Here is a 15083-nt window from a genome sequence, read left to right as displayed (position 1 = left end):
CGGGCACGCTCCGAGCGTAGCCCGCGGCAGCACAACCATGGAGTATCAGGCGGTCAGGTTCAGCAGATGCCGCGCGAAGAACCCGGTGTCGATCTGCGTCTCGGGAACCCGGAAATGGCTGCCGGGAAACGCGTGCAGCGTCTTGTCCTTCGATGCGAACGCGTCGAACAGAGCGAGGCCCGACTCCCGGTCGAGCTCCGGATCGTCCCACGGAAGCAGGATCTCGACCGGGACGGTGATCGTCGCTGCAGCGGCGAGCAGTGCCTCCGAAGCGAAGACGCCGCCGAAGATTCCCGCGCTCACCCGAGAGTCGGCAGCGGCGAGCCGGATGCCGATCTCGCTCGCGAGTGTCATTCCCTGGAAGCCGATGCGGGTATCCGAGTCGAGCTCCGGCAGCGCCTGGAGCGCGTCGATCGTCGCGCGCCACTCCGGCACGGCGCCTTCCGCCAGGGATGCGTTGAACTCCGAGACGATGCCGGCGATCGGCTCGCCGGCATCGCGTGCTCGCAGCATCGCGTCGATCCACGCCTGGTCCTCGGCGGACCGTGCACGGTCGCCATGGCCGGGCGCATCGATCGCCGCGACAGTGAAGCCATGCCGTGAGACCGCGGCCCGGGCACGGCCGACGAGCCCCGGATGCCGTGCGTGCAGACCGCCCCCGTGACCCATCAGCAGCAGGGGGCCGGCGGCCCTGGCGGCTTCGGGTGACCACAGAACGCCGGGAACGTCGCCGAGCGTGAAATCGCGCTCGAGCACGCCGTCGGATGCGGTCGCGGAGGTGAACTGAAGTGAGTGAGTTGTGTACATGGTGTCGTCCTTAGGGATCGCTGGTCTGGAGCGCTCCCGGCGACACCTACTTCAGTCGCGCGGTCGTGGACTGCGGGGGGAGCGCCCACTACGGATACTGCGTTCATGGTGCTCACCTCCCGGAATCGAATCACGACCGCGAGTACCGTAGCACGCTCGAGTACCCCGGTCACCCGAGCCCGTATGCGCGGTCCGGAGTCAGCTCGTACACGAGTCGCTCCTCCTCGACCATGCGCGCCAGGAACGCCTGCTCGTCGAGCTCCTTGCCGTACCAGGCCAGGGGACCTTCTGGTCTGTTCTGCATCATGCGGAACAGGCGCAGGTTCTGCTGTGGCGCATCCGGTCCGTCGAGCACCGTCACGGTGCCTTCGACGGTGAGGTACGCATACGCCTCGTCGAAGACGAACATCGTGCAGCGCGGATCGCGACGCAGCCTGCGGGTGCGCACTCGGCCCTGCGTCCCGCTGCTCCAGATACGCCCGTCTACGAGAACCGCACCGACTCGCACCGCCTTCGGCATGCCGTCTCGACCGTTCGTGATCATCGCCGCGGCGTGGTGACTCTCGAGGAAGGCCCTCTGCTTCTCGTTCAGCTCCATCGCCCACTCTCCTCCAGCACATCGGATGCCATGATCCGCAGCAGCGTACTCGCCCCGAGGTCGCTCATCACCGGGTTGCTCTCCCGGTAGTACCAGACGAGACCCATGGCCTGCTCGAACGCCCATGCCGCGCCACGAGCCCACTCCAGCGCCTCGTCTCCGGCTCCGCCGGCACCCTTGAGACGGATGCCCGACCGCAGCGCCGCGCGCAACTCACCCCGCGCGGGCTCCTCGAACACGTGCCACGCCACGACGAGATCGAGCGCGGGATCGGCCGGCTGGAAGCCGCCGACGTCGAGCACACCGGCAAGGTGCCCGTCGCGCACGAGCAGATTGGCCGGGATGAGGTCGGTGTGCGACATCGCATCGGGCGCGCGTCGCGGAAGGTCGCGGAACACCGCCCAGGCGTCACGCAAGGCGGGCACGTCGAGCAGTCCCTCGCTGTTCTCGAGGCAGGTGGACATCCAGCCGTCGTGCGCGCGCAGGTCTCCGCCCCGACCGCTTCCGCGGAAGGACCGGCCGTTCACCGGTGCGGCGCGGAGCTCGCGGATCATCGCGGCGACGTCGCGGGCGAACTCCGACGAGTGCGCGAGAGCGTCCGGTGTCGCGAGTTCGCCGTCGATCCAGGTCGTGATGCACCAGGGCCCGGGATAGCCGTTGCCGGGTTCGCCGATGGCCACGGTGGCGGGGGCTGGAAAGCGGGTGGCGCGCACGAACTCGTCCGCAGCGGCCGCTTCGCGTCGCAGCACGACGAGTGCGGCGTTCGGATCGCCGACGATGAGCGGCAAATGAGCGGCCAAGTCGTCGCCGATGCGGAAGATCGAGTTGACGGTTCCGGAGCTCGGCGCGCGCCGCACCGGGAAGCCCGCCCACTGCGGGAACTGCTCGGCCACGAGTGCGGCGACGGTGCGCTCGTCCACGTCGAGCTGGCCGTCGTGCATGCGCGCGGAGGTCACGCCGGAACCCGTCACGATCGCCAGGCTACAGACGATTGAGGCGAGAGCGATGAGAGCTTGCTCTCATCGCCGAGCCGATTGAGTCTGTTGAGCGCGAGGCGAGAACAGACGATTGAGGCGAGAGCGATGAGAGCTTGCTCTCATCGCCGAGCCGATTGAGTCGTTGAGCGCGAAGCGCGAACAGCCAACACCCATCGACGTGCTGTGCCAGGGTGGGCGCATGGCGCTCATCCATCACGCAGAACTCGTTCCGTCGAAGCTCGAGCTCCTGGCCGCCTGGCTTCCGTCGCAGTCCTTCTGGCCGGACGGCGCCACCAAGGAGCTCGAACGCGTCGCCGCGTATCGCTTCGACGATCCGGCGGGCAAGGTCGGCATCGAGACCCTCATGGTGCGCGTTCCGACGACGACCCGTGCGGTGACGCTCCAGGTGCCGCTGACATACCGTGAGGCGCCGTTGTCGGGTGGAGAGGCCGCGTTCATCGGCAACACGGAGCACAGCGTACTCGGCACGCGCTGGGTCTACGACGCAACGGGGGATCCGGTGTACGTCGCCGAGCTGGTGCGCACGATCGTGACCGGAGACCGCGAGGTCGAGCAGTTCTACGAGGAGAACGGCGAGCGCACGGTGAAGCCCGGCGACGCGCAGGTGCGGGGGAGCGGGCATCCGGATGCCTCGGTGCCGGCGACGCCCACGGACCCGACGTCGCTGGCGCGCGAGAGCGACGCAGCCTCGACGTGCGTCGGCGCCGGCGACGTGCGGGTGCGGCTGGTGCGCGACCTCGGGGCGCAGGATGCCGGGCGGCCGCAGGACGGCGACGGCCTGCTGCTGGGTGACTGGGCCGGCGTGACCGGCGCGCTGCTCGCCGTGGTCAGCGGTTGAGCATCGCGTGAGTGGCGCGGCGTGGCCCGCGCGTCACATGACGACTTCTCGCCCAGGACGGGAATCAGCGTACGGAGCGCGCTGTTCGGCTGAACGACCCCGCATGCGTTCGCATCGAGTGCCGATGCGGTCGGCAGCAGGCGGGCATCCCACGAGAAGAAGGAGCGGGCATGAACATCGCCATCATCGGAGGCACCGGCTACACCGGAGGCAACATTGCGCGTGAGGCGCTGTCGCGCGGTTGGGAGGTGCGGTCGCTCTCGCGCAACGCGCCGGAGCATCCGCTCGACGGAGTCGAGTACCTGACCGGGTCGTACGCCGACCCGCAGGTGTTGGCCGAGCTGACCGCGGGCCAGGACGCGCTCATTGTCGCCGTGCACGCGACCACGGACGACGGGACGAGCGTGCTGCTGCCGCACCTTCCGACGATCGCGGATGCCGCAGCCAACGCGGGCGCACGACTCGGTGTCGTGGGCGGCGCGGGCAGCTCGTTCGTCGCCGAGGGCGGCCCTCGCCTGTACGACACGCCGGAGTTCCACGACGAGTGGAAGCCGGAGGCGACAACGCACGTCAAGGTGCTGGAGTGGCTGGCGCAGAACCACCCGAACGGCGAGGGCCTCAGCTGGTTCTACGTGAGCCCGGCCGCCCTGTACGGCAGCTACGCTCCCGGCGAGGCGACAGGCCGCTATCGCACGGGCGGAGACCTGCTTGTCACCAAGGACGACGGCAGCTCCGAGATCTCCGGCCCCGATTTCGCGCTCGCGTTCGTCGACGAGCTGGCCGACCCGAAGCACGAGAACCGCCGGTTCACCGTCGGCCACTGAGCCGGTCACCCGTCGCTGCTGCCGAATCGACGAACCGATTCACGTCGCACAGATTGCCGTTATGAGCCCGCCATAAGGGCAGATTCCGCGACCTGAATCGCGGGTGGCGGCGCGGTCGGTCCTAAACTGTGCTGCGCTCGCCGTCGAGATCGCGACGCACACCGGGAGGGCCGTTGAGGCAAGCAACGCGTCGTCACGCCGCACGGGTTCGCGTCGGACCGATCGGACGGCTCGGCGCGTCGGCCGCGCGGCATCCGTTGGTCACCCTCGCGTGCTGGTTCGTGGTCGTCGCCGCTGCGGCGGCCACGGCGCTCGGCGGCATCGGCGGGCAGACCCTGTTCGATCGACTCGCCGGCTCGGTTCCGAGCGTGCACGGCGAGAGCTCGGCCGGCGCGGACCGCCTCGCATCGAGCTCCGGCAAGAGCGTCACGCTGCTGATCCACGGCGTCGACCCGTCCGATCCGGAGGTCGTCACTCGCACCACGACGCTCGCCCGCGATCTTGCAGCATTGCCGCATACGACCGTCGTCGACCCGCTCGCCGTGCCAGGAGGCGTCCATAACCCGCAGGTCGCGCCGCTGGTGGCGAAAGACGGCAGGGGCATCCTGATCACGGCGACGGTCGCCGGGGTCGGCGGTCACTCGGCGTCGCAAACCGCCGTCGACGACGCGCAGCGCCTGATGGATGCCGCAGCCCACGACCTGCGCGCGGCTCACCAGGGCACGACGGCCGCGGTCGGCAGCACCCAGTTGCTCACCGACTCGCTGATGTCGATCAGCGAGAGCGACCTGCGCCGCGGCGAGACCGTCGCGCTGCCGATCGCGCTCGTCGTCATGCTCATCGTGTTCGGCGGGTTCATCGCCGCAGGGCTCCCGCTGATCGGTGCGGGCGCGTCCATCGTCGTCTCCCTCGGGGTGCTGCTCGGGTTCACGTACGTGACCGACGTCGCGAACACCGTGATCAACGTCGTCACGGCCGTCGGCCTCGGCCTCTCGATCGACTACGGGCTGCTCGTGGTGAGTCGCTTCAGGGAGGAGTACCGGGCATCCGTCGCGGCAGGAGCGGACGCCCGCGACCCCGCGACGAGGCTCGCCGCGGTCGCATCGGCGCTCGACCACGCCGGACGCACCGTGCTGTTCTCCGGCACGACGTTCGCGATCGCCAGCCTCGGGCTGCTCGTCTTCGAGCCGACCTTCGTGCACGCGGTAGGCATCGCGGCGATCGCCGTCACCGTGATCGCCATGCTGTCGGCGACCACTCTCATCCCGGCGATCATCGGCCTCACGGGGCAGAAGCTGCTGAGGCCCGGAGCGCTCACCCGGCTGCCCTGGCTCGGCCGGTACATCACGCGGTTCGGCGATGTCGCACCCGAGGAGGGCTTCTTCTCCCGGCTCACCCGCCGCGTGCAGAGGCATCCGGCGCTCGTCACGCTCGGCTGCGTCGTCGTGCTCCTGCTGCTCGGCAGTCCCGTCGTCGCGCTGACCCTGGCGAACACGAGCATCGATGCTGTGCCGCGAGCCTCCAGTCAGTACACGTTCGAGACCACGCTCACCGACGAGTTCCCGGATGCCGCACCCGCCCGAGTGCAGCTCGTCACCACGACCCGCGAGCACCTCGTGGACTGGACCCGCGACGTGTCGAAGCTCCCGCACGTCGCGTCCGTGCAGCAGCCGCAGAAGTCGGGTGAGTCGTGGACCGCCCGCGTCGAGGTGAACCCGCGCGACGGAATCGAGGTGGTGCGGAGCATCCGTGCCGACCCGCCGCCGTTCGCGCACTGGGTCACCGGAATCGACGCCGGAACCGTGGACCTCGCCGATTCGCTGGCACGCGGGGCACCGTGGGCGATCCTCATCGTCGCGGCCGGCACGATCGCGCTGCTGTTCCTGATGACCGGATCGCTCGTGATCCCTCTGAAGGCGCTGGTGGCCAGTGCGCTCTCGCTCGGGGCGTCGCTCGGACTTCTCGTCTGGGGCTTCCAAGACGGCGCGTTCGCGGGCATCCTCGGCTTCGACGCCGATCGCGTGTACGGCGTCGACGTGATCGTGCTGCTTCTCGCGCTGGCGTTCGGCTTCGGCCTGGCGATGGACTACGAGATGTTCATCCTCTCCCGCATCAAGGAACGGGTGGATGCCGGCCTGCCGGGCCGCGAGGCGATCGCGCTCGGACTGCAGCGCTCCGGGCGCATCATCACCTCAGCCGCGCTCATCATCATCGTGGTTTTCGCCGGGTTCGCGACCGGCGACCTCATCATCATCAAGCAGCTCGGCGTCGCCCTCGCCTTCGCCGTGTTCATCGACGCGACACTGGTGCGCTGCCTGCTCGTGCCCGCGTTCATGACGTGGCAGGAGCGCATCATGTGGTGGGCACCGCGCTGGATGAAGCGTCTGCACGCGAGGATCGGCATCGCCGAGAGCTGAACGGACGCCTCATCAAACACCGTCGTGAAGAGCCTCCAGCGCGATCGTGACGGCGATGACGAACATCGTGATCGCGATGAGCACGTCGAGAACCCGCCATGCGACGGGGGAGCGGAAGAGCGGCCCGAGCAGGCGAGCGCCGAAACCGAGCGCCGTGAACCAGATCGCGCTCGCGAGCGCGGCGCCGAGCGCGAACCACCAGCGGTTCGCACCGTAGCCGTTGCCCACCGTGCCCATCAGCACGACGGTGTCGAGGTAGACGTGCGGGTTGAGCCACGTGAACGCGAAGCATGCACCGAGCACCGCCCAGAGCCCGGCGGGGCCCGACCCCGAAGCTGGATCCAGCTCGCCCGGACGGAACGCCCGCTTCGCCGCGAGCGCCCCGTACAGCACGAGGACCGCCACACCCACCCAGCGCACGATCGCGATCGCCCACGGGGCGGCGAGCACGAGCGCCCCGATGCCGGCGATCCCCGCCGTGATCAGCACGGCGTCGCTGCCGGCGCACACGATCACGATCGGCAGCACGTGCTCGCGACGCAGCCCCTGACGCAGCACGAATGCGTTCTGCGCGCCGATCGCCACGATCAGGGAGAGGCTGAACCCCAGCCCGGCGAACACCGTGCCGAGCGCCGCGCCGGCCGGGCCCTGGTGCACGGCCTGCACTGCGAACGTCACGGATGCGAGCGCGAGAGAGGTGGACACCGAACGACCATACGGTCGTTGCTGCATGAAGTGAAGCTACGCTTTCTTATGGAGCATTAGCATTGCTGTCGATGGACCTGGACCTCGCGCAGCTGCGTGCTCTCGACGCCGCCGTGACTCACGGCACGCTGGATGCCGCCGCCCGCGCCCTGCACATCACGCCGTCGGCCGTGAGCCAGCGCATCCGCGCGCTGGAGGCATCCCTCGGCCGCGTGCTGCTGGTGCGCTCGAAACCGGTCGCCGTCACCGAGTCCGGCGCTGCAGCGCTCCGCGTCGCGCGGCAGCTGGATGCGCTCGCCGGTGCGCTGGCGCTTGACCTCGCGGGCGAGGAGGGAAGCCGACGGTTGATTCCGCTCGGTGTGAACGCGGACTCGCTGGCGACGTGGGTGCTGCCCGCGCTCGCAGGCCTCGATGGCCTGGACTTCGAGTTCCACCGCGAAGACCAGGACTACACCGTGTCATACCTGCGCGACGGCACGGTCATGGCGGCGATCACGGCCGACTCGGCACCCGTTCAGGGCTGCACGGTCGAACCGCTCGGCGTGATGCGCTACGTGCCGACGGCCGAGCGCGAGTTCGCCGCCCGCTGGTTCCCGCACGGCGTCACGGCCGCCGCGCTTCGAGAGGCGCCGTACGTGGACTTCGACCGCAAGGACGACCTGCAGCACCGTTACCTTCGGAAGCACCGGGTCGACGAGGCGACGCCGCCGAGGAATCAGGTGCCGGCATCCGCCGATTTCGTCGCCGCGGTGCGGCTCGGGTTCGGCTGGGGCATGATCCCCATGGTGCAGCAGCCACAGGCGGGCGACGACGTGATCGTGCTCGACGAGCACGGCATCGACGTGCCGCTCTACTGGCAGCAGTGGAACCTGCGCAGCCCCGCGCTCGACCGCGTGCGCGAGGCGATCCTCGCCGGCGCTGCGGTGCTTCGGTCAGGCCGCTGAGACGGGCGTCAGCACGAACACCGGGATCTGCCGGTCGGTCTTCTTCTGGTAGTTCGCGTAGTCGGGCCAGACCGCGACCGCGCGCTCCCACCAGGCATCCCGCTCGGCGCCCTCGGCCACGTGCGCGATGTAGTCGTGGCGCTCCGGGCCGTCCTGCAGCTCGACGTTCGGATTCTGCTTGAGGTTGTAATACCAGGTCGGATGCTGGTCGGCGCCGCCCTTCGACGCGACCACCGCGTACTCCCCGTCGTGCTCGACGCGCATCACCGGATTCTTGCGCAGCTTTCCCGACTTCGCGCCCACCGAGGTCACCACGACGATCGGCACGCCACGCAGCGTGTTCGCCTTCGCCCCGTCGGATGCCTCGAACTCCTCGACCTGCTTGCGCGCCCAGTCGGACGTGCCCGGTTCCCATTCCCCTGTCAGCGGCATACTCTGCTCCTTCTCGTGCGCCCGCTTCGCGCGCGCGTCATGCGACCCGTTCTGCTACTCGGCCAAGGAACTCGACCGCGTGCAGCGGGTCGGGCACGCGTGCCGAGACGTAGGCGGTGGTGAACCCCAGCTCGCGGAGTCCGTCGAGCCGGCCGACGAACTCATCGAGATCCGCTCCCGGCGTGAACGCCGTCGTGGTGGTCTTCTCGACCGTGTCGTAGTCGCGGTTCTCGACGTCGCACCACTGGCGCAGCACGTCGAGCTTGTGGGCGGCATCGGGGGAGCCGAAGATGTTGCAGGCATCCGCGTATCTGGCCACGAATCGGAGCGTCTTCTTCTCGCCGACGCCGCCGATCATGAGGTACGGTCGCGGCCGGCTCAAGGGCTGCGGCGAGTTGAGCGTGCGGCCCAGATGGTAGTGCTCGCCGTCGTACGGGCCCTCGTCGTCGCTCCACATCTGCAGGCAGATCTGGATCGCCTCCTCCAGCCGCTCGAACCGCTCCTTCGTGGGTGGGAACGGGATGCCCAGCCCGCGCGACTCCTCCTCGTTCCAGCCGGCGCCGATGCCGAGCCCGGCACGGCCTCCGGAGAGCACGTCGAGCGTGGAGATCTGCTTGGCGAGGATGGCCGGCTCGCGGTAGATCACGCCGGCCACGAGGGTGTGCAGCAGCACGCTGGAGGTGTGAGCGGCGAGGAAGCCCAACGCCGTGTAGCCCTCGAGCATCGGCTTCTCCGGGGTCCCGATGTTGGGGATCTGCCAGAAGTGGTCCATCACGGTGATGCGCTTGATGCCGGCGGCCTCCGCCTCCTGTGCTGCGCGGGCGAAGGTCGTCCCCAGCTGCTCCGGCGGTACGTCCCAGGTGAAGTCGGCGATGTGGAATCCGATGTCCATGCGTTGAACGTTATCGTTACGGCCTCGGACACACAGAAGCGCGGGTCCGGGGGAGCGATCCCCGCCGACCCGCGCTCGTGTGCAGGTGCTGCTACTGCGCGCTGCGGATGTTCGTGGCCTGGGGGCCCTTGGCACCCTGCTCCACGTCGTACTCCACCTTCTGGTTCTCTTCCAGGTTGCGGTAGCCCGTTCCCTGAATGGCGGAGTGGTGGGCGAAGACGTCGGCCGAGCCGTCGTCGGGGGCGATGAAGCCGTAGCCCTTGTCAGAGTTGAACCATTTGACGGTGCCGGTGGCCATGCGTCGTATTCCTTTTATTCGTGTTCGAGGACCGCGAGTTTGCGCTCCCCCGTGCGGCGGCGATGTCGCTGCCGACGTTCTTGATGCGCTGGGCGCCGCGCACTACACCCCACGGTACTGGGCGACGACCGGGCAGGCGAAGGGATCTCGAGCCTGCAGGCCGACCCGGTTGAGGTAGGCGATGACGATCGCGTACGACCTCGCCAGCGAGGTCTCGGTGTATGCCACGTCGGACGCCGCGCAGTGTTCGCGCACGATCAGACGTGCCTGGGCGAGGTGGGGCCGCGCCATGCTCGGGAACAGGTGGTGCTCCACCTGGTAGTTGAGGCCGCCGAAGAGCATGGTCGCCCACCATCCACCGCGAATGTTGCGGGAGGTGAGCACCTGCTTGGAGAAGAAGTCCAGCTTGACGTCGGCGGGGATGATCGGCATGCCCTTGTGGTTCGGCGCGAAGGATGCCCCCATGTAGACGCCGAACACCGCGAGCTGCACACCGAGGAAGGCTGCGGCCATGCCTGGAGGAAGGAACACGAACAGCAGCCCGAGGTAGATCGCGAACCGCACCGCCAGCAGGGTGATCTCGGTCTTGCGTCGCTTCACCTGACCACGTCCGAAGAGGTGACGCATGGACGTCAGGTGCAGGTTCACACCCTCAAGGGTGAGCAGCGGGAAGAACAGGTAGCCCTGGCGGCGGGTGAGCAGAGCCATGAAGCCAGTGCGCTTCGCGGCGTCTTCCTCGAGGAACGAGATGGTGTCGACGGCGATGTCGGGGTCTTTCCCCACCTGATTCGGGTTGGCGTGGTGGCGGGTGTGCTTGTTCATCCACCAGGCGTAGCTCATCCCGACGACGAACGTTCCGATGTAGCGCCCAAGTCGGTCATTGGCGGGGCCGGACTTCAGAATCTGCCGATGGGCGGCCTCGTGCGAGAGGAACGCGAACTGGGTGAAGATCAGGCCGAGAACGCCGGCGAGGATGAGCTGAAACCAGCTGTGGCCGAGGAGGACCATGCCTGCCACGTCTGCAACCGTGGCCAGTAAGAGACCGATGGCGACCAGGAGGTAGAAACCGCCGGCACGGCGCAGAAGATCCTTGGACTTCACGGCCCGCGACACTGCGGTGTACGAGGCGGTCAGGTCGGTGCGGGTGCCGCTCATGCGGGTTGTCGCGCGGACCGCGCCGAGACGTCCTTCGGGAAGTGCAAGGGATGTGGATGATGCGGCGATGATCTTTGCCTGTCCGATGGTCGGCCCTTCCGAGCCGGTCCTATGCCAAGGGCAAAACGCCGATCGCTGCCTCCGAGGCTACCGCTGAACGTATGCCCGAAACCGTCAGGAGGCTGGCAATCCGTCCGCCATGTTCACCGACGAGCGGCGCGAGCCGAGGTTCAGATGCTTCGGCTCGCACCGCTCGTCCAGCGAATCGAGTTCAGCGCCTCACGCGCGGTGCGGATCCCGTGGCCAGCTCCAGGTCCTGCTGCAGCGTGTAGTACTGCGGCTTCGGCTGGAAGTCGTTGTAGATGTCGGCTGCGCCCTCACCGGTGAAGGTGTCCGGCACCCAGGAGAACTGGTCGTCGAAGCCCCAGACCGTGTAGGAGATGCAGCGCGAGACCTGCAGGCACGCCTGCAGCGACAGCGAGTAGTCCGCGTTCTGTGCGGACTGCTCGACCGCGGTGACCGGCAGCGTGGTGCGCACGTCCGCCTCGGTGATCGCGACGTCGAAGTCGGCTGCCGCGAACCGCTGCAGATTGTTCAGCAGGTCGGGCTGCCCGTACTGCGTGTCCAGGTGCGTCTCGAATCCCACGCCGTCGATCGGCACGCCCTCGGCCTTGAGCTGCTTCACAAACGCCAGGGCCGCGTTGCTCTTGGTGCCGGTGTACTCGAGGTTGTAGTCGTTGAGGAAGAGCTTCGCCTTCGGATCCGCCTCGTGGGCCCACGTGAAGGCATCCGCGATGTAGTCGGCGCCGAGCTTCTGGTACCAGATGTTGTTCGTGAACGTGCCGTCTTCGTTGAAGGGCTCGTTGACGACATCCCACTGCCAGATCTTGCCCTTGAAGTGCGAGACCTCGCTGATGATGTGCTGCTTGAGGATGGTCTTCACCTGGTCGGGCGTCAGCGATGCGGCCTCGGCGGTGAACCACGCGGGCTGCTGGTTCTGCCAGACGAGGTTGTGGCCGCGCACCAGCTGCCCGTGCGCCTCGGCGAAAGCGACCAGCTGGTCGGCAGGACCGAAGTTGTACTGACCCTGGGTGGGTTCGATCGTGTCCCACTTCATGACGTTCTCCGCCGTGACAGTGGAGAACTGCTGGGCCGTGATCGAGTCGTAGGTGGAATCGGATGCCAGTTCGTCGGCGTTCACGGCGGTCCCGATCCGCAGGCCCACCTTGGCACCCAGTGCACGCAGTGAGTCGGCGGGGATGCCCGAACCGGGTGTGACCGGATGCGTCGGGTGGGCGACGGGGCCGGGTGGAGCGGGCAGCGGATGGCTCGGCTGGGCCAGCGCGATGCCGGGGATGAGGGCGAGCGTCGCGGTGGCGGCGATCGTCGAGGCGACCATCTGTGCGCGGGTGATTCTCACGGTTCGCTACTCCTTTGTGCGATGAGTGCTGATCGGTATCGAAAGCCTTTCGATACATTTGTAGCGTTGGAAGACTAATTGCCGGTCGTGGCCCTTGTAAAGGGGACATTCCCGCCCGCGGGGCACGGTCGGCAGAATGGAGCCCATGGCCACGCGAGAACTCCAAGTCGGATACGCCGCGATGCTCGAGCAGTTCGCCCCGATGGAGGTCGTCGAACTGAGCGCGCACGCCGAACAGCACGGATTCTCGGGGGTGATGGCCGCCGATCACTTCCAGCCCTGGGTGCCGACTCAAGGGCAGGCATCCTTCGTCTGGAACGTGCTCACGGCCATCGGCGAGCGCACAAAGGGCGACCTCGGGCCGGGTGTCACGACGCCGAGCTTTCGGTTCCATCCCGCGATCGTGGCGCAGGCATCCGCGACGCTCGCCGCGATGTATCCGGGGCGGCACTGGCTCGGGCTCGGCTCCGGCGAAGCGCTCAACGAGCACATCGTGGGCGGCTACTGGCCGGAGGCGCCTGAGCGCATCAACCGCATGTTCGAGGCGATCGACATCATCAAGAAGCTGTTCTCGGCATCGCTGGCCGGCAGGGATGCGAAACACTCCGGGCAGTTCTTCAAGCTCGAGTCGACGCGGCTGTGGACCATGCCGGAACAGGCGCCGGAGATCCTGATCGCGACGGCCGGCCCGGTGACGGCGAAGCGTGCCGGTCAGAGCGTCGACGGCCTCATCACGGTCGGTGCGCCGCTGGAGAAGATCAGCGGGCTGTTCGCGAAGTTCGACGAAGGGCAGCGAGACGCCGGCAAGAACCCGGAGAACGCTCCCCGCGTGCTGCAGCTGCACCTCAGCTGGGCTCCGACCGACGAGGAGGCGCTGGCGAACGCGATGCTTCAGTGGCCGAACGGCGGCATGAAGTTCCCGAAGGCCGACATCCGCTCGCCGTTCGAGTTCGAGCAGATCGCCAAGCTCGTTCGCCCTGAGGACTTCGAGGGACGCATGGTCATCTCCAGCGACCCCGACGTGCACCGCGCGGCGATCCAGAAGTACGTCGACCTCGGTTTCGACCGGGTCTACCTGCACAACGTCGGCCGCAACCAGCGGGAGTGGATCGAGGTCTTCGGGCGCGATGTGCTGCCGGGGCTCCACCGATGAGCGCGCTGGAGCTAGGAGCGGAGGCCATTTCTGGCCTCCGCCGCGACGCCAGCGCCGACCGCCGTCTCGGCGGTCGGTTCGCGACACGAGTCGATCCGCTATGAACGCAACGATCAGCGCGTGGGCTGTTCCGGGCATCCGCGAGGTGGTGCCGGGCGACGACCTCGCCGCGTTGGTCGGTGACGCTCTCGAAGCGGATGCCCACGAGCATCCGGAACACACCCTCCGGCCAGGCGACGTCCTCGTCGTGACGAGCAAGGTCGTCTCCAAGGCCGAGGGCCGTGTCATCTCGGCCGCGGACCGCGAGGACGCCATCAGTGCGGAGACGGTCCGCGTCGTCGCCACACGCGCCTACGACGGCGGACTCACCCGCATCGTCGAGAACAGGCAGGGCGTCGTGGGCGCCGCGGCGGGAGTGGACGCGAGCAACGCCCCCGACGGCGTCGTGCTGCTGCTGCCCGAGGATCCGGATGCCTCTGCAGGCGCCCTGCGCGACGCCTGGAGCGCGCGCTTCGGCGTGCAGCTCGGCGTGATCGTCAGCGACACCCTGGGCCGCACCTGGCGCATCGGTCAGACGGATGTCGCCATCGGTGCTGCGGGGGTGCGCGTCGTCGACGACCTTCGCGGCCAGACGGATGCCTCGGGCAAGCCGCTCGCCGTGACGCAGCCGGCGGTCGGCGACGAGCTGGCGGCGCTCGGCGACCTCGTGAAGGGCAAGGCGAGCGGATGCCCGATTGCGGTCGTGCGCGGAGCCTCCCGCCTGGTGACGGATGACGAAGCGCCGTTCACGACGGGTCGCTCATTGACCCGTACCGGTCAGGGCGACATGTTCCGGTTGGGCACCGACGAGGGGCTCGCCGAGGGATACCGGCGCGGCCTGGCGGCCGGTCTCGCTCTCGCGGCGGGAGCGGAGCCGCGGTGGACGGTCGTCATCCCGTTCAAGGGAGGAGACAGCGCGAAATCCCGGTTCGCGGACGCGGCAGGGATCGACAGGAGGCAACTGTCGCTCGCATTCCTGACCGATACTCTTCGTGCCGTTCGGTGCGCGCGTTCCGTGGACCGGGTACTCGTCGTCACGGCGGAAGCGGGACTGGGCGACGTGCTCGGCGACCTGGTCGATTCCGTCGTCCCGGACCCTGGCATGGGCCTCAATGGGGCGGTCGCGGCCGGAGTCTCGGCCGCACATGAGAGCTGGCCGGGATCGTTCGTCGCCGTGCTGGTCGGCGACCTTCCGGCCCTTCTGGCCGATGACCTCGACGACGCGTTGCGGCTCGCGGTGGATGCGGCGAAGGGCGGGCATCCGTATGCGTTCGTGCCCGACCACGACGGGACCGGCACCACCGCGGTCACGGCGGCACCGGGGGCCGCGGTCTCCGCCCGTTTCGGAGCCGACTCCCGCCTCCGTCATGCAGAGGCGGGTTTCCGCGAGCTGGCCGTTCCGGCGGGCTCCACGCTGCGCCTCGACGTCGACGACGCGTCGGCCCTGAACGAGACTCGTGACCGCCTGGGCGAGGCGACCCGCGATCTCGTCGTTGAGAGGCCGGGGCCCACTCGGCCGATCGATACCATGCGAGGAATCCGATGATGGCGGCGGCGTGGTGA

Annotated in this window: 15 protein-coding genes; 6 read left to right on the top strand and 9 right to left on the bottom strand. The window is 68.4% G+C overall.

The genetic code is table 11. The annotated features are described in order from the left end of the window. Window positions 1–45 precede the first annotated feature (45 nt). The 3 genes from ACTHNC_RS19190 to ACTHNC_RS19180 all read right to left on the bottom strand — a co-directional run bounded on the left by ACTHNC_RS19190 (window position 46) and on the right by ACTHNC_RS19180 (window position 2376). Window positions 46–807, bottom strand: a complete 762-nt coding sequence (locus ACTHNC_RS19190; RefSeq protein WP_440296234.1) for an alpha/beta hydrolase — start codon at window positions 805–807, stop codon at window positions 46–48. Window positions 808–976: 169 nt separating this feature from the next. Continuing rightward, window positions 977–1405 (bottom strand): TIGR03618 family F420-dependent PPOX class oxidoreductase, encoded by a 429-nt coding sequence (locus ACTHNC_RS19185; protein ID WP_440296233.1) that lies wholly within the window; start codon window positions 1403–1405, stop codon window positions 977–979. Further along, complete coding sequence (locus tag ACTHNC_RS19180; protein ID WP_440296232.1) at window positions 1396–2376, bottom strand: phosphotransferase; 981 nt, start codon at window positions 2374–2376, stop codon at window positions 1396–1398. The genes ACTHNC_RS19185 and ACTHNC_RS19180 overlap by 10 nt, the downstream gene beginning before the upstream one ends. 205 nt (window positions 2377–2581) lie before the next feature. On the opposite strand from ACTHNC_RS19180, the gene ACTHNC_RS19175 reads away from it, so the two are divergent. From ACTHNC_RS19175 to ACTHNC_RS19165, 3 genes are all read left to right on the top strand, one after another. After that, window positions 2582–3241, top strand: coding sequence for a CG0192-related protein (locus ACTHNC_RS19175; protein WP_440296231.1), 660 nt, complete (start codon window positions 2582–2584; stop codon window positions 3239–3241). A gap of 170 nt (window positions 3242–3411) precedes the next feature. Beyond that, entirely contained in the window at window positions 3412–4065 is a 654-nt protein-coding gene (locus ACTHNC_RS19170; protein WP_440296230.1) for an NAD(P)-dependent oxidoreductase, read from the top strand. Between the two features lie 173 nt (window positions 4066–4238). Continuing rightward, window positions 4239–6482 carry an MMPL family transporter gene (locus tag ACTHNC_RS19165; RefSeq protein ID WP_440296229.1) on the top strand — a complete coding sequence of 748 codons (2244 nt, stop codon included), beginning with the start codon at window positions 4239–4241 and terminating at the stop codon, window positions 6480–6482. A 12-nt stretch (window positions 6483–6494) separates the two neighbouring features. Here ACTHNC_RS19165 and ACTHNC_RS19160 read toward each other — a convergent pair whose 3' ends face one another. Further along, complete coding sequence (locus ACTHNC_RS19160; protein ID WP_440296255.1) at window positions 6495–7139, bottom strand: LysE/ArgO family amino acid transporter; 645 nt, start codon at window positions 7137–7139, stop codon at window positions 6495–6497. 119 nt (window positions 7140–7258) lie between these two features. Between ACTHNC_RS19160 and ACTHNC_RS19155 the strand changes: the two genes are divergently transcribed. Beyond that, entirely contained in the window at window positions 7259–8131 is an 873-nt protein-coding gene (locus ACTHNC_RS19155; RefSeq protein ID WP_440296228.1) for a LysR family transcriptional regulator ArgP, read from the top strand. Here the strand turns inward: ACTHNC_RS19155 and ACTHNC_RS19150 are convergent. The 5 genes from ACTHNC_RS19150 to ACTHNC_RS19130 form a co-directional block, all read right to left on the bottom strand. After that, complete coding sequence (locus ACTHNC_RS19150) at window positions 8120–8563, bottom strand: nitroreductase family deazaflavin-dependent oxidoreductase (protein ID WP_440296227.1); 444 nt, start codon at window positions 8561–8563, stop codon at window positions 8120–8122. The two genes, ACTHNC_RS19155 and ACTHNC_RS19150, sit on opposite strands and share 12 nt — an antisense overlap. A gap of 37 nt (window positions 8564–8600) precedes the next feature. Continuing rightward, a complete protein-coding gene (locus tag ACTHNC_RS19145) occupies window positions 8601–9455 on the bottom strand; it encodes an LLM class F420-dependent oxidoreductase (RefSeq protein ID WP_440296226.1) in 855 nt (284 codons plus the stop codon). A gap of 91 nt (window positions 9456–9546) precedes the next feature. After that, window positions 9547–9753: a cold-shock protein gene (locus ACTHNC_RS19140; RefSeq protein ID WP_440296225.1), complete on the bottom strand. Its 207-nt coding sequence runs from the start codon at window positions 9751–9753 to the stop codon at window positions 9547–9549. 102 nt (window positions 9754–9855) lie between these two features. Then, window positions 9856–10908: a fatty acid desaturase family protein gene (locus tag ACTHNC_RS19135; RefSeq protein ID WP_440296224.1), complete on the bottom strand. Its 1053-nt coding sequence runs from the start codon at window positions 10906–10908 to the stop codon at window positions 9856–9858. Between the two features lie 271 nt (window positions 10909–11179). Continuing rightward, the gene (locus ACTHNC_RS19130; RefSeq protein ID WP_440296223.1) at window positions 11180–12328 is read right to left on the bottom strand and encodes an endo-1,4-beta-xylanase; all 1149 of its coding nucleotides are present in this window, start codon (window positions 12326–12328) and stop codon (window positions 11180–11182) included. A gap of 145 nt (window positions 12329–12473) precedes the next feature. On the opposite strand from ACTHNC_RS19130, the gene ACTHNC_RS19125 reads away from it, so the two are divergent. Together ACTHNC_RS19125 and cofE are read left to right on the top strand one after the other, a co-directional pair. Continuing rightward, on the top strand, window positions 12474–13481 hold the full coding sequence (locus tag ACTHNC_RS19125; protein WP_440296222.1) for a TIGR03557 family F420-dependent LLM class oxidoreductase: 1008 nt from the start codon (window positions 12474–12476) through the stop codon (window positions 13479–13481). Window positions 13482–13581: 100 nt separating this feature from the next. Next, window positions 13582–15066, top strand: a complete 1485-nt coding sequence (gene cofE, locus ACTHNC_RS19120; RefSeq protein ID WP_440296221.1) for a coenzyme F420-0:L-glutamate ligase — start codon at window positions 13582–13584, stop codon at window positions 15064–15066. Window positions 15067–15083 lie beyond the last annotated feature (17 nt).

Source organism: Humibacter sp., assembly GCF_051954055.1.
In the GTDB taxonomy this organism is placed as follows: domain Bacteria; phylum Actinomycetota; class Actinomycetes; order Actinomycetales; family Microbacteriaceae; genus Humibacter.
Note: the sequence above shows the minus strand (reverse complement) of the source record. Positions and strands in the feature narration are given on the sequence as shown.

Coding starts and splice junctions, on each gene's coding strand:
- ACTHNC_RS19190 (WP_440296234.1), bottom strand. CDS start 807: ATGTACACAACTCACTCACTTCAGTTCACCTCCGCGACCGCATCCGAC.
- ACTHNC_RS19185 (WP_440296233.1), bottom strand. CDS start 1,405: ATGGAGCTGAACGAGAAGCAGAGGGCCTTCCTCGAGAGTCACCACGCC.
- ACTHNC_RS19175 (WP_440296231.1), top strand. CDS start 2,582: ATGGCGCTCATCCATCACGCAGAACTCGTTCCGTCGAAGCTCGAGCTC.
- ACTHNC_RS19170 (WP_440296230.1), top strand. CDS start 3,412: ATGAACATCGCCATCATCGGAGGCACCGGCTACACCGGAGGCAACATT.
- ACTHNC_RS19155 (WP_440296228.1), top strand. CDS start 7,259: ATGGACCTGGACCTCGCGCAGCTGCGTGCTCTCGACGCCGCCGTGACT.
- ACTHNC_RS19150 (WP_440296227.1), bottom strand. CDS start 8,563: ATGCCGCTGACAGGGGAATGGGAACCGGGCACGTCCGACTGGGCGCGC.
- ACTHNC_RS19145 (WP_440296226.1), bottom strand. CDS start 9,455: ATGGACATCGGATTCCACATCGCCGACTTCACCTGGGACGTACCGCCG.
- ACTHNC_RS19140 (WP_440296225.1), bottom strand. CDS start 9,753: ATGGCCACCGGCACCGTCAAATGGTTCAACTCTGACAAGGGCTACGGC.
- ACTHNC_RS19135 (WP_440296224.1), bottom strand. CDS start 10,908: ATGAGCGGCACCCGCACCGACCTGACCGCCTCGTACACCGCAGTGTCG.
- ACTHNC_RS19125 (WP_440296222.1), top strand. CDS start 12,474: ATGGCCACGCGAGAACTCCAAGTCGGATACGCCGCGATGCTCGAGCAG.
- cofE (WP_440296221.1), top strand. CDS start 13,582: ATGAACGCAACGATCAGCGCGTGGGCTGTTCCGGGCATCCGCGAGGTG.